16 protein-coding genes are annotated in these 12,917 nt (G+C 65.1%); 8 read left to right on the forward strand and 8 right to left on the reverse strand.

Translation table 11 applies throughout. The features are described from left to right. Positions 1–17: 17 nt before the first annotated feature. Complete coding sequence (trpA, locus tag ACYUME_RS00770; protein WP_460417758.1) at positions 18–827, reverse strand: tryptophan synthase subunit alpha; 810 nt, start codon at positions 825–827, stop codon at positions 18–20. Beyond that, a complete protein-coding gene (gene trpB / locus ACYUME_RS00775) occupies positions 824–2,041 on the reverse strand; it encodes a tryptophan synthase subunit beta (protein ID WP_460417760.1) in 1,218 nt (405 codons plus the stop codon). The genes trpA and trpB overlap by 4 nt, the downstream gene beginning before the upstream one ends. A 204-nt stretch (positions 2,042–2,245) precedes the next feature. Here trpB and ACYUME_RS00780 point away from each other — a divergent pair, with 204 nt between their 5' ends. Continuing rightward, entirely contained in the window at positions 2,246–3,142 is an 897-nt protein-coding gene (locus ACYUME_RS00780) for a LysR family transcriptional regulator (protein WP_460417762.1), read from the forward strand. Here the strand turns inward: ACYUME_RS00780 and ACYUME_RS00785 are convergent. Beyond that, positions 3,139–3,462 (reverse strand): ElaB/YgaM/YqjD family protein, encoded by a 324-nt coding sequence (locus ACYUME_RS00785; protein WP_279887666.1) that lies wholly within the window; start codon positions 3,460–3,462, stop codon positions 3,139–3,141. The two genes, ACYUME_RS00780 and ACYUME_RS00785, sit on opposite strands and share 4 nt — an antisense overlap. Positions 3,463–3,580: 118 nt before the next feature. Between ACYUME_RS00785 and ACYUME_RS00790 the strand changes: the two genes are divergently transcribed. Together ACYUME_RS00790 and ACYUME_RS00795 are read left to right on the forward strand one after the other, a co-directional pair. Next, a complete protein-coding gene (locus ACYUME_RS00790) occupies positions 3,581–3,796 on the forward strand; it encodes a dodecin (protein WP_011531496.1) in 216 nt (71 codons plus the stop codon). Positions 3,797–3,898: 102 nt separating this feature from the next. After that, the gene (locus tag ACYUME_RS00795) at positions 3,899–4,120 is read left to right on the forward strand and encodes a DUF1161 domain-containing protein (RefSeq protein ID WP_279887667.1); all 222 of its coding nucleotides are present in this window, start codon (positions 3,899–3,901) and stop codon (positions 4,118–4,120) included. Between the two features lie 100 nt (positions 4,121–4,220). On the opposite strand, the gene ACYUME_RS00800 is transcribed toward ACYUME_RS00795, so the two are convergent. Then, on the reverse strand, positions 4,221–5,225 hold the full coding sequence (locus tag ACYUME_RS00800) for an LLM class flavin-dependent oxidoreductase (RefSeq protein ID WP_279887668.1): 1,005 nt from the start codon (positions 5,223–5,225) through the stop codon (positions 4,221–4,223). 164 nt (positions 5,226–5,389) lie between these two features. Here ACYUME_RS00800 and ACYUME_RS00805 point away from each other — a divergent pair, with 164 nt between their 5' ends. Then, positions 5,390–5,623, forward strand: a complete 234-nt coding sequence (locus ACYUME_RS00805) for a DUF1161 domain-containing protein (RefSeq protein ID WP_279887669.1) — start codon at positions 5,390–5,392, stop codon at positions 5,621–5,623. 43 nt (positions 5,624–5,666) lie between these two features. Here ACYUME_RS00805 and ACYUME_RS00810 read toward each other — a convergent pair whose 3' ends face one another. Both ACYUME_RS00810 and ACYUME_RS00815 read right to left on the reverse strand, forming a co-directional pair. Continuing rightward, a complete protein-coding gene (locus tag ACYUME_RS00810) occupies positions 5,667–6,080 on the reverse strand; it encodes a PA0061/PA0062 family lipoprotein (RefSeq protein ID WP_279887670.1) in 414 nt (137 codons plus the stop codon). A gap of 46 nt (positions 6,081–6,126) precedes the next feature. Further along, positions 6,127–6,546, reverse strand: a complete 420-nt coding sequence (locus ACYUME_RS00815; RefSeq protein ID WP_460417765.1) for a PA0061/PA0062 family lipoprotein — start codon at positions 6,544–6,546, stop codon at positions 6,127–6,129. An 88-nt stretch (positions 6,547–6,634) separates the two neighbouring features. On the opposite strand from ACYUME_RS00815, the gene ACYUME_RS00820 reads away from it, so the two are divergent. Further along, positions 6,635–7,726: an aminopeptidase gene (locus tag ACYUME_RS00820; protein ID WP_460417767.1), complete on the forward strand. Its 1,092-nt coding sequence runs from the start codon at positions 6,635–6,637 to the stop codon at positions 7,724–7,726. 94 nt (positions 7,727–7,820) lie between these two features. Here ACYUME_RS00820 and ACYUME_RS00825 read toward each other — a convergent pair whose 3' ends face one another. Then, positions 7,821–8,468 carry an HAD family hydrolase gene (locus tag ACYUME_RS00825; protein WP_460417769.1) on the reverse strand — a complete coding sequence of 216 codons (648 nt, stop codon included), beginning with the start codon at positions 8,466–8,468 and terminating at the stop codon, positions 7,821–7,823. Positions 8,469–8,571: 103 nt separating this feature from the next. Then, positions 8,572–9,120: a gamma carbonic anhydrase family protein gene (locus ACYUME_RS00830; RefSeq protein ID WP_460417771.1), complete on the reverse strand. Its 549-nt coding sequence runs from the start codon at positions 9,118–9,120 to the stop codon at positions 8,572–8,574. 66 nt (positions 9,121–9,186) lie between these two features. Here ACYUME_RS00830 and prlC point away from each other — a divergent pair, with 66 nt between their 5' ends. From prlC to ACYUME_RS00845, 3 genes are all read left to right on the forward strand, one after another. Beyond that, positions 9,187–11,274, forward strand: coding sequence for an oligopeptidase A (gene prlC / locus ACYUME_RS00835; protein WP_460417773.1), 2,088 nt, complete (start codon positions 9,187–9,189; stop codon positions 11,272–11,274). Beyond that, positions 11,271–11,549, forward strand: a complete 279-nt coding sequence (locus tag ACYUME_RS00840; protein ID WP_460417775.1) for a YheV family putative zinc ribbon protein — start codon at positions 11,271–11,273, stop codon at positions 11,547–11,549. The genes prlC and ACYUME_RS00840 overlap by 4 nt, the downstream gene beginning before the upstream one ends. 163 nt (positions 11,550–11,712) lie before the next feature. After that, positions 11,713–12,768 (forward strand): PA0069 family radical SAM protein, encoded by a 1,056-nt coding sequence (locus ACYUME_RS00845; RefSeq protein ID WP_460417776.1) that lies wholly within the window; start codon positions 11,713–11,715, stop codon positions 12,766–12,768. The last annotated feature ends 149 nt before the right edge of the window (positions 12,769–12,917 follow it).

Here is a 12,917-nt window from a genome sequence, read left to right on the forward strand (position 1 = left end):
TACACCTGTTGCGTGGATCAGTTGCGGGCGGCGCGTACGCCTTCAGCCAGCGCCGAGCACAGGCTCAGCACGTCGTTCACCGCCTGGTCGGCATCCTTGGCCTGGGCGATCTTGTCGACGAGCGCCGAACCCACCACCACGCCATCGGCCAGACGGGCAATCGCTGCGGCCTGTTCAGGCGTGCGGATACCAAAGCCAACGCTGATCGGCAGGTCGGTATGCCGACGCAGGCGCGCAATGGCCTCGGTGACATGCTCGGTGGTTGCCGAACCGGCACCGGTCACACCTGCAACCGACACGTAGTAGACGAACCCGGAGCTGCGCTCCAGCACGCGCGGCAGGCGCGCATCGTCGGTGGTCGGGGTGGTCAGGCGGATGAAGTCGATGCCCGCGGCCTGGGCCGGGGTGGCCAGCTCGGCGTCATGCTCCGGTGGCAGGTCGACGATGATCAGGCCATCGACGCCCGCCTCTTTCGCCTCGGCGACGAACTGCGCCACGCCGAAACGGTGGATCGGGTTGTAGTAACCCATCAGCACGATGGGCGTGGTCTGGTTATCCACACGGAATTCGCGAACCATCCGCAGGGTCTTGGCCAGGGTCTGGCCGGCTTCCAGGGCGCGCAGGGTGGCGAGCTGGATGGCCACGCCGTCGGCCATCGGGTCGGTGAACGGCATGCCCAGCTCGATCACGTCGGCACCGGCGGCCGGCAGGCCCTTGAGGATCTGAAGCGAGGCATCGTAGCCCGGATCGCCAGCGGTGACGAAGGTGACCAGGGCGGAACGGCCTTCGGCCTTCAGTTCGGCGAAGCGTTGTTCGAGACGGCTCATGCCTGTTTCTCCTGGGCGGCCATGTGGTTCATCACGGTTTGCATGTCCTTGTCGCCGCGACCGGACAGGCAGATCACCATCAGGTGGTCCTTGGGCAGCTTCGGCGCGCGCTTGATCGCCTCGGCCAGGGCGTGGGAGCTTTCCAGCGCCGGGATGATGCCTTCCAGGCGGCAGGTGGCGTGGAAGGCGTCGAGGGCCTCGTCGTCGGTGATGCTGACGTACTCCACGCGCTTCACTTCGTGCAGGTAGGCGTGCTCCGGGCCGATGCCGGGGTAGTCGAGGCCTGCGGAGATCGAGTGGGCGTCGGTGATCTGGCCGTCGCCGTCCTGCAGCAGGTAGGTGCGGTTGCCGTGCAGCACGCCCGGTACGCCGCCGTTGAGGCTGGCCGCGTGCTTGTCGGTGTGCACGCCGTGGCCGCCGGCTTCGACGCCGATGATCTGCACGCTGGCATCATCGAGGAAGTCGTGGAACAGGCCCATGGCGTTGGAGCCGCCGCCGACGCAGGCGATCAGGCTGTCGGGCAGGCGCCCTTCCTTCTCCTGCAACTGGGCGCGGGTTTCCTTGCCGATGATCGACTGGAAGTCGCGGACCATCGCCGGGTACGGGTGTGGGCCCGCCACGGTGCCGATCAGGTAGAAGGTGTCGTCGACGTTGGTGACCCAGTCGCGCAGGGCCTCGTTCATGGCGTCCTTGAGGGTGCCGGTGCCGGCGGTGACCGGGACGATCTCGGCACCCAGCAGCTTCATGCGGAACACGTTGGCCTGCTGGCGCTCGATGTCGGTGGCACCCATGTAGATCACGCAAGGCAGGCCGAAGCGCGCGGCGACGGTGGCGGTGGCCACGCCGTGCATGCCGGCTCCGGTCTCGGCGATCAGGCGTTTCTTGCCCATGCGCTTGGCCAGCAGCACCTGGCCGATGCAGTTGTTCACCTTGTGCGCGCCGGTGTGGTTGAGCTCTTCACGCTTGAAGAAGATCTTCGCGCCGCCGCAGTGTTCGGTCAGGCGCTCGGCGAAGTACAGCGGGTTGGGGCGGCCAATGTAGTCGCGCTGGAAGTAGGCCAGTTCTTCGAGGAACTTGGGGTCGGCCTTGGCGGCTTCGTATTCGCGGGCAAGGTCGAGTACCAGGGGCATCAGGGTTTCGGCCACGTAGCGGCCGCCGAACGAGCCGAACAGGCCGTTGGCATCGGGGCCGGCGCGGTATTGGGTCTGGGACATGGGGCGCTCCATAGGCGTTTTGGGATAGATAGGATCGTGTGCTCTGCAATCGCGGGGCAAGCCCGCTCCCACATACGAGGGCGTGGGAGCGGGCTTGCCCCGCGATGCGGCTGACGCCGATCAATGAGGTCTACTCTAATCAGCACATGCGCCGATGAAAACCGATAAGATTGCGCAAACCTGTCAGGAAAACTCACAAATCAAATGGCCCAGGACCTTCCTCCCCTCAATGCCCTGCGGGCCTTCGAGGCTACTGCCAGGCTCAACAGCGTCAGCCAGGCCGCCGAAGTACTGCACGTAACTCATGGCGCCGTCAGTCGGCAGATCAAGGTGCTCGAGGAACACCTGGGCGTGGCCTTGTTCGTTAAGGATGGGCGCGGCGTCAAACTCACAGATTCCGGGGTGCGGCTGCGTGATGCAAGTTTTGACGCATTCGACCGCCTGCGTGCCGTCTGCGCCGAGCTTTCCCGCGATGCCGACGAAGCGCCCTTCGTGCTCGGCTGTTCCGGCAGCCTGCTGGCTCGCTGGTTCATCCCGCGCCTGGGGCGCTTGAAGGCCGACCTGCCGGAACTGCGCCTGCACCTGTCAGCCGGCGAAGGTGATCTCGATCCTCGTCGGCCGGGGCTGGATGCGCTGCTGGTCTATGCCGAGCCGCCATGGCCGGCGGACATGCAGGTGCATGTGCTCGCCGAAGAGCGGATCGGCCCGGTGATGAGCCCGCACTTCGAAGGCTTCGATCGTTTGAAAGCCGCGCCAGCCGTGGCTTTGCAACGAGAGGCGGTGCTCCACACGACCTCGCGTCCACAGGCTTGGCCGACCTGGGCGCAGCAGCATGGCATTGAGCCCGGCGCGCTGAGTTACGGCCAGGCATTCGAGCATTTGTACTACTTGCTGGAAGCGGCGGTGGCCGGCCTTGGCGTGGCCATCGCCCCACAGCCGCTGGTGGCGGACGACCTGAAGGCCGGGCGGCTGGCTGCGCCATGGGGCTTCTCCCCGACCCGTGCCGCATTGGCCCTGTGGGTGCCCCGGCGCGCCGCGGACGGGCGCGCCGAGCAGCTGGCGCAATGGCTGCGCCGGGAGCTGCAGCAGCAGGCAGGCTAGTTGCGTCGGCACATCAGGTAGGCAGCCAGCAGGCCGAGGGCGCCGATCGCCACGCCTGCGGTGGCCCAGGGATGCTGCTGGGCATAGTCGCGGGTGGCGACGCCGGTCTGGCGGGTGCGGGTCTTCACTTCCTCGTAGGCATCGCCGAGCAGGCTGCGCGAATGCTTGAGGGCGTTCTCGGCATTGCCGCGCAGCGCCTTCATGGTCTTGTGCGATTCTTCCGAGGCATCGTGCTTGAGGTGCTCCAGCGTCTTGAGCAGGCTCTCGATCTCCGCTTCCATGCTTTCCAGCGACGCTTTGCGCAGCGAGTTGTAGGCCATGGTGACTCTCCTTCGCAGTGATGGGCTGTAAGGAATGCGACTGTGCGGGCCGGCGAAAGTGCGATCGGATTCAGCGCTGCTAGGCTCAATTGACACTTCACCGTCAAGGAGAGCACTGATGTCCGATCATCACACCTACAAGAAGATCGAGCTGGTCGGGTCCTCGCCCACCAGCATCGAAGAAGCGATCAACAATGCCCTGGCCGAGGCTGGCAAGAGCATCAAGCACCTGGAGTGGTTCGAGGTGGTCGATACCCGCGGGCACATCCGCGACAACAAGGCCGCGCACTTCCAGGTGACGCTGAAGGTGGGCTTCCGCATCGCCAATAGCTGAAACGAAGCTGGGCTAGGCTTGCCCGGCCTGATCGGGTAATAAGGTTCCAGGGCGCGGGCTTCGCGCCCTTTTCGTCTTTGATCTGTACAAGGAAAGCGATCGATGAAGAAGTTGATTCTGGCCCTAGGGCTGATGGCGTTGGCCGGTGGCGCGCTGGCGGCGGGCAAGCCGTGCGAGGCGCTCAAGGCCGAGATCGCCGCCAAGCTGGATGCCAAGGGTGTGAAGGGTTACACGCTGGAGATCGTCAACAAGGGCGATCCGGCGGGCAAGGTGGTCGGCACCTGCGAGGGCGGGACCAAGGAGATTGTCTACCGGCGGGGCTGATGCAGTGGATTCTTCGCGGGTAAACCCGCTCCCACAGGTACCCCACTGTTCTCAAGGTCAGTGGGGTACCTGTGGGAGCGGGCTTGCCCGCGAATGAGGTTTACTCGGTCTTCAGAGCCTGCGCCATCAGCTCATAGGACCTGATCCGGTCGGCATGCTCGTACAGATCACTGGTGAAGATCAGCTCATCCGCCCCGGTCTGCTCCAGCAGCACCTCCACCTTCGCCCGTACCTTCCGCGGGCTGCCGATCATCGCCAGGCCCAGGAAGCTGCTCACCGCATCGCGCTCATGGGGCAGCCACAGCCCATTCATGCTTTCGACCGGCGGGCGCTGCATCAGGCTCTGGCCACGAATCAGCGCCAGGATGCGCTGGTACACCGAAGTCGCCAGGTATTCGGCCTTCTCGTCGGTCTCGGCCACTACCATCGGAATGCCGAGCATCACGTAAGGTTTGTCCAGCGTGGTGGACGGCTTGAAATGGTCGCGGTAGATGCGGATCGCCTCGTGCATGTAGCGCGGCGCGAAGTGCGAGGCGAAGGCGTACGGCATGCCGCGCATGCCGGCCAGCTGGGCGCTGAACAGGCTGGAGCCAAGCAGCCACATCGGTACTTCGGTGTCGTGGCCGGGCACGGCGATCACCTTTTGATCGTCGGTGCGCGGGCCCAGGTAGCGCGACAGTTCCTCGACATCGTCGGGGAAGTCGTCGGCACTGCCGGAGCGTTCACGGCGCAGGGCGCGGGCGGTCATCTGGTCGGAGCCCGGGGCGCGGCCCAGACCCAGGTCGATACGGCCCGGGTACAGGCTGGCCAGGGTACCGAACTGCTCGGCGACCACCAGCGGCGCGTGGTTGGGCAGCATCACCCCGCCGGAGCCGACGCGGATGGTCGAAGTGCCGCCAGCCAGGTAGCCGATCAGCACGGCGGTGGCCGAACTGGCGATACCGTCCATGTTGTGGTGTTCGGCGACCCAGAAGCGGTTGTAGCCGAAGCGCTCGACGTGTTGGGCCAGGTCCAGCGAATTGCGCAGCGCTTGCGCCGGGCCGCCGTCGGCGCGCACGGGCACCAGGTCGAGGGTGGAAATCTTCAGGTCTCGCAGGTGCGTCATCGGAGCCTCCGTAACAGGTGGTGGGCCAAGGGCCTTTGAGACTCTGTATGGGCACTTTCGAAGGATTCAATGGGCGACAGGCTTTTGCACGGCGGCGCAACGGCGCTGGTTTCCTGTAGTCTAACCAGCGTTGGCAGCGTGTCTGCCCTGTCAGGAGCCGTTCCATGATCCGCGTTGCAATCGCCGTGCTGGCATCGCTGCTGGCCACGACCGCACTGGCCGCGCCCAAGCCGTGCGAAGAACTGAAGGCCGAGATCGAGGCGAAGATCCAGGCGCGCGGGGTGACTTCCTACACGCTGGAGATCGTGCCCAACAGCGAAGTCCAGGACCAGAACATGGTCGTGGGCAGCTGCGATGGTGGCACCAAGAAGATCATCTACCAGAAGAACGACCGGTAAGACGCCGCCTCCTGCAGGAGGCGGCGCTAGCCGGCCAATGGCCTCACGGGATGCAGAACACTTCGCTAGGCTCGTCCACCACCACCTGGCGGCTGGCGTCGTACAGCAGCACCTGCGGCTGCATCACTGGTGCCCGCGCTTCCAGCCGGTAGCGCTCGCCGGCCTTGAAGTCGTTGAAGCGCACGGTCAGGTAGCAGGTTCGTTCGGTGGGGTCGGTGGTGAAACCGCCGGAATACACCTCGAAGTCGAAGCGCACCACCAGCTCATGCTTGCCGGGCGTCACCTGGAAGTAGCGCCCGTCGTTCAGGCGCTGGCCGTCCAGACGGTCGGCCATGATGGTTCTGCCGGGGGTGATGGTGTAGAGATCGACCCAGGCCTTGTTCGGATCGACCGGCGGCAAGGGGCTGGCGCAAGCCCCCAGGGCACTGAGGGCCATCAGCATCATGGGCTGGCGCATGGTGAAACTCCCGCTCGCGGATCACAGGTAACAAGCATAGCGCCGTTCAGGTGCGCTGGCAGCCTGCCGGTTCGCCCTGGCCGAGCAGTTTCTGCTGCTGGTCGTAGAGCTTGATCCAGGGGCGGAAGCCGATGCTGCCCGCCTGCATCTGATAGCGTTGCCCGGCGATGAAGTCCTTGTAGGTGAGATTGAGCTGGCAGTCGCGCCACAGCGGCTCGTCCACCGGGCCGATGTTGCTGGGCGTCACGGCGAACTGGTAGCGCACGGTCAGCTCGTGATTGCCGGGCTGCACCTCGAAATAGCGGGTATCGGCCCAGTCGCGCTCGTCGACCTGAAGGGCGTGCAGCGAGTCGTTGTCACCCGGGGCCAGATCGATCCAGGCCTGGTTCGGGTCGGGGCTGGGCAGGAAGGAGGCACAGCCGGACAGCAGCACGAGCGTGCCGGCGGCAAACAGCAGAGTACGCATAGCGAAGCTTCCCCTTGGCGAGATAGTCTTGGTCGCATTCGGCCGACGAGCGAGATAGACAGCCTCGATGTTTGGACTTTTTCTTTTCATGCGCTGCAGCCGTCGGGCTCTCGACCGCGTTTTCACTCGGTTGGTTCCCGTGGCGCTGGGCGTCCTGCTGAGCGGTTGCTCCAGCGTGAGCTATTACGGCCAGCTGGCAGAGGGACAGTGGCAACTGTTGCAGGCGCGCCAGCCGCTGGACCGGGTGATCGAGGATCCGGCCACCAGCCCGGTGCTGCGCCAGCGCCTGTTGTTCGCCGAAAAGGCCCGGGTGTTCGCCAGCGAGCACCTCAAGCTACCGGACAATGGCAGTTACCGGGTGTACGCCGACCTAGGGCGCCCTTATGTGGTGTGGAATGTGTTCGCGACCCCGGAGCTGTCGTTGCAGCCAGTGACCCATTGCTTCCCCATCGCCGGCTGCGTGGCCTATCGCGGCTATTACCGGCAGGGCGCGGCCCGCGGCGCGGCGGCGTTGATGCGTCAGGAGGGCCTGGATGTCTATGTGGGAGGCGTGGAGGCGTACTCCACCTTGGGCTGGTTCGACGATCCGATTCTTTCGACCATGGCCGGCTGGGGCGACGAGCGCCTGGCCACGGTGATCTTCCATGAGCTGGCGCACCAGCGCTTCTACGTGCAGGACGATACCGAGTTCAACGAGTCGTTCGCCTCGTTCGTTGAACAGGAGGGCACGCGGCAATGGCGTGCTGCGCGTGGGTTGGCAGCCATCGAGGATGCTGGCGCCAGGCAGCGCGAGCAGTTCACCCGCTTGGTACTGGCCAGTCGCGAGCGGTTGCAGGTGATTTATACCGGGCCGCTGGATGAGGTGGGCAAGCGGGCGGCCAAGCAGGCCGAGTTCGAGCGGTTGCGCCGGGAATACCGCGAGGTGCGGGATCGGGACTGGGGCGGGGATCGGCGGTTCGATGCCTGGGTCTTTGCGCCGTTGAACAATGCCAAGCTGCTGCCTTTTGGGCTTTATGACCAGTGGGTTCCGGCGTTTTCGCAGTTGTTCAAGGATGTTGGTGGGGATTGGTTGCGGTTTTATCAACGGGTGGAGGCGCTTGGGAGGCTGCCGATCGAGCAGCGCAAATTGGCGTTGGCAGAGCTGGCCTCATCGCGGGGCAAGCCCGCTCCCACGATCTGATACGTGGACTGCTCCCAAAGCCGTTGGACACCAAGCCAACTCTTGGGGGCATGTCACAGCGTGGGAGCGGGCTTGCCCCGCGATGAGGTTTGAATCAGCGAGCGAACGCCTGGTGCATCTCGGCCAGGGTCTCGAAATGGAATGCTGGCGCCTCGGCTTCCAGTTCCTCCCGGCTACCGAACCCATAACCCACGGCGACGGCCTGCAAGCCATTGCTGCGGGCACCGATCAGGTCATGCTTGCGGTCGCCGATCATCAGCGTTTGCGCCGGGTCCAACCCTTCTTCGTCCAGCAGGTGGCGAATCAGTTCGACCTTGTTGGTGCGGGTGCCGTCCAGCTCGCTGCCGTAGATCACCTTGAAGTGGTGGTCGAACTCGAAGTGCCGGGCGATCTCGCGGGCATAGACCCATGGCTTGGACGTGGCGATATACAGGGTGCGGCCCTGGCCGTTGAGCGCTTGCAGCAGCTGCGGCACACCATCGAACACCAGGTTCTCGTACAGCCCGGTGACCTTGAAGCGCTCGCGGTAGAAGTTCACCGCGTCCCAGGCCTTGGCCTCGTCGAAGCCATAGAACTGCATGAAGGCTTGCAACAGAGGTGGGCCGATGAAGTGCTCGAGGCGGGTCAGGTCTGGCTCGTCGATGCCCAGCTTGGCCAGGGCGTACTGGATCGAGCGGGTGATCCCTGAGCGCGGGTCGGTCAGGGTGCCGTCGAGGTCGAAAAGGATGTTCTGTTGGTGCATGGGACTGTCCACTTTGGTGTTCATCAGGACGCCATCGCGGGGCAAGCCCGCTCCCACGTAGGCCCTGCGAAGGTCGTGGGAGCGGGCTTGCCCCGCGATGGGGTCATTCCGGTTGGTCGTAGCCTTCGGCCAGGTGCTGGTCCTTGAGCTTCACGTAGTTGCCTGCGCTGTACGGGAAGAACGCGTGCTCCTGCTCACTCAGCAGGCGCACCTGCTTCACCGGGCTGCCCATGTACAGGTAGCCGCTGACCAGACGCTTGCCCGGCGGCACCAGGCTGCCGGCGCCGATGATCACCTCGTCCTCGACGATGGCGCCGTCCATGATGGTGCTGCCCATGCCAACCAGGATGCGGTTGCCCAGGGTACAGCCGTGCAGCATGACTTTGTGACCGATGGTCACCTCGTCGCCGATGATCAGCGGAAAACCGTCGGGGTTGAATGGCCCGGCGTGGGTGATGTGCAACACGCTGCCGTCCTGCACGCTGGTGCGCGCGCCGATGCGGATGCGGTGCATGTCGCCGCGCACCACGGTCAGCGGCCAGATCGAGCTGTCCTCGCCGATCTCGACGTCGCCGATGACCACCGCCGAGCGGTCGACGAAGGCCCGTGCTCCCACTTTCGGCGCGTGTTGCTGGAAGGTCCGGAGGGCCATGATAGTGTTCCTCTGCAATGCCGATAGGCAGGCTGCCTGCTGCGGTCGGCGTCGATTGTAATTAAGATGGTCCCGTGTTTCTCCTGCCAAGGTACCCGAACCGTGAGTGCGAACAACCCGCTGCTGCAGTCCCATGATCTGCCGCCCTTCTCGGCAATCCGCGCCGAGCATGTGCTGCCGGCGATCGAGCAGATCCTCGCCGACAACCGCAAGGCCATCGCCGAGATCCTCGAAAAGCAGGGCAAGAACCCGACCTGGGCCGGCCTGGTGCTGGCGATGGACGAACTCAACGACCGCCTGGGCGCCGCCTGGAGCCCGGTCAGCCACCTCAATGCGGTGTGCAACAGCCAGGAGCTGCGCGAGGCCTACGAGTCGTGCCTGCCGGCCCTGAGCGCCTATTCCACCGAACTGGGCCAGAACCGTGCCCTGTTCGAAGCCTATGAAGCCCTGGCCGCCAGCCCCGAGGCCGCCGGTTTCGACGTGGCGCAGAAGACCATCATCGACCACGCCCTGCGCGACTTCCGGCTGTCGGGCATCGACCTGCCGGCCGACAAGCAGCAGCGCTATGCCGAAGTGCAGAGCAAGCTCAGCGAGCTGGGCAGCCGCTTCTCCAACCAGCTGCTCGACGCCACCCAGGCCTGGACCAAGCACGTCACCGACGAAGCTGCCCTCGCCGGCCTGACCGATTCGGCCAAGGCGCAGATGGCCGCCGCCGCCCAGGCCAAGGGCCTCGACGGCTGGCTGATCACCCTGGAATTCCCCAGCTACTACGCGGTGATGACCTACGCCGCCGACCGCGCCCTGCGCGAAGAGCTGTACGCCGCCTACTGCACCCGCGCCTCCGACCAGGGGCCGAACGCTGGCCAATTCGACAACGGCCCGGTGATGCAAGAGATCCTCGACCTGCGCCAGGAACTGGCCGGGCTGCTGGGCTACCCGAACTTCGCCGAACTGAGCCTGGCCACCAAGATGGCCGAGTCCAGCGATCAGGTGCTGAGCTTCCTGCGCGACCTGGCCAAGCGTTCCAAGCCGTTCGCCGCCCAGGACCTGGAGCAGCTCAAGGCCTACGCCGCCGAGCAGGGCACACCTGAGCTGGCCAGCTGGGACGCCGGCTACTTCGGCGAGAAGCTGCGCGAGCAGCGCTACAGCGTGTCGCAGGAAGCCCTGCGCGCCTACTTCCCGATCGACAAGGTGCTGTCCGGCCTGTTCGCCATTGTCCAGCGCCTGTACGGCATCGAGATCGCCGAGCTCAAGGGCTTCGACAGCTGGCATCCGGACGTGCGCCTGTTCGAGATCAAGGAAAACGGCCAGCATGTCGGTCGCTTCTTCTTCGACCTCTATGCCCGCGCCAACAAGCGTGGCGGTGCCTGGATGGACGGTGCCCGCGATCATCGCCGCACCGCCGCAGGCTCGCTGCAGAGCCCGGTGGCCAACCTGGTGTGCAACTTCACCCCGGCCACGCCCGGCAAGCCAGCGCTGCTGACCCACGACGAAGTCACCACCCTGTTCCACGAGTTCGGCCATGGCCTGCACCACCTGCTGACCCGCATCGAGCACGCCGGCGTGTCCGGCATCAACGGCGTGGCCTGGGACGCGGTGGAGCTGCCGAGCCAGTTCATGGAGAACTGGTGCTGGGAGCCAGAAGGCCTGGCGCTGATCTCCGGCCACTACGAGACCGGCGAGCCCCTGCCCCAGGACCTGCTGGACAAGATGCTGGCGGCGAAGAACTTCCAGTCCGGCATGATGATGGTGCGCCAGCTGGAGTTCTCGCTGTTCGACTTCGAGCTGCACGCCACCCACGGCGACGGCCGCAGCGTGCTGCAGGTGCTCGAAGGCGTGCGCGACGAGGTTTCGGTGATGCGTCCGCCGGCCTACAACCGCTTCCCCAACAGCTTCGCGCATATCTTCGCCGGTGGTTACGCGGCGGGCTACTACAGCTACAAGTGGGCCGAAGTGCTGTCGGCCGACGCCTTCTCGCGTTTCGAGGAAGAAGGTGTGCTGAACGCCGAGACCGGCCGCGCCTTCCGCGAAGCCATCCTGGCCCGTGGCGGTTCCCGCGAGCCGATGGTGCTGTTCGTCGACTTCCGGGGCCGTGAGCCTTCCATCGATGCATTGCTGCGCCACAGTGGCCTCACCGAGGACGCGGCGGCATGAGCGAGGTAGCCGTGAGCAAGACCAAGAGACGCTTCATCGCCGGGGCGGTATGCCCGGCGTGCAGCGAGATGGACAAGCTGATGATGTGGAACGAGGACGGCGTGCCGCACCGCGAGTGCGTGGCCTGCGGGTTCACCGACACCCTGAATGAACAGGGCCTGTCGGTACCCAAGGAGCTCGGCACGCGGGTCAATACCCTGGCGCCCAAGGCGGCGCCGGCCAAGGTGCAGACCGTGCAGTTCTTCCCCAATCCGAAGCTCAAGAAGCCGGAGTAACCCGGTTTCGTACGTCGCTGCGGCCATTCGCGGGTAAACCCGCTCCCACAGGCCTGTGATATTCCTGTGGGAGCGGGTTTACCCGCGAATGGGCCAGGCGGTACTGGCATCACTTCGAAAACCAGATTACTGTACGCATATACAGTTATCTTGGTTTGTCATCATGAAACCAGCCCCCATCCGTGGTCGCGGCACCGCCGACAATCCTCACAACCGCTTCGCCCCGAACGTATCCGTGGCCGAGGACGATGGCTGGTACCAGGAAGTCCCGCTCACCCAGGGCACCGAGGTGCGGATCGAGACGGCCAAGACCATCATCGCCCGCAACACCTCCCCCGACCTGCCCTTCGACCGCTCCATCAACCCCTATCGCGGCTGCGAGCATGGTTGCATCTACTGCTATGCCCGCCCCAGCCACGCCTATTGGGACCTTTCACCGGGCCTGGATTTCGAAACCAAGCTGATCGCCAAGACCAACGCCGCCGAGGTGCTCGAGCAGCAACTGAGCAAGCCGGGTTACGTCTGCGCGCCGATCAACCTCGGTTCCAACACCGATCCCTACCAGCCCATCGAGCGTGAGCAACAGCTCACCCGGCGCCTGCTCGACGTGCTGCTGCGGTACCGCCATCCGGTGACCATCGTCACCAAGGGCTCGCTGGTACTGCGCGACCTTGATCTCATCAGCGAACTGGCCAGCCAGCGCCTGGTGCGGGTGATGATCAGCCTCACCACCCTGGACGATGAACTCAAGCGCACCCTCGAACCACGCGCGGCAGCGCCGAAGGCACGGCTGCGAGCGATCCGCGTGCTGCGCGAGGCTGGCGTGCCGGTGGGCGTGCTGTGTTCGCCGATGATCCCGATGATCAACGACAGCGAGCTGGAGCACCTGCTGGAGGCGGCGCAAGAGGCCGGCGCGCAGAGCGCGGCGTACATGATGCTGCGCCTGCCGTTGGAAGTGGCGCCGCTGTTCGAGCAATGGCTGCACGATCACTACCCGCAGCGTGCCGCCCACGTGTTGAGCCTGATTCGCCAGAGTCGGGGTGGTGAGCTGTATGACAGCCGGTTCGGAACGCGGATGCGTGGTGAGGGCGTGTTCGCTGATTTGCTGGCGCAGCGTTTTCGCAAGGCGGCCAGGCGGCTGGGGTTCGAAGGACGGGAACAGTTGTCGCTGGACTGCAGCGCGTTCTGCCCTCCGGGCGGGCAGATGGCGTTGTTCTGAAAGCATTCACGCTGGCTGAACCTTGCGCAATTCCTGTGGGAGCCGGGTTGAGGAATCCGAACAAGACAGTTGCCCCCACAAGGTATGCGCTGCCCACGCGAACGCTATACCTAGCGTCGCTAATGCAAGGTACTAAAATCAGGCTTGGG

This window comes from Pseudomonas sp. microsymbiont 2, from assembly GCF_054788395.1.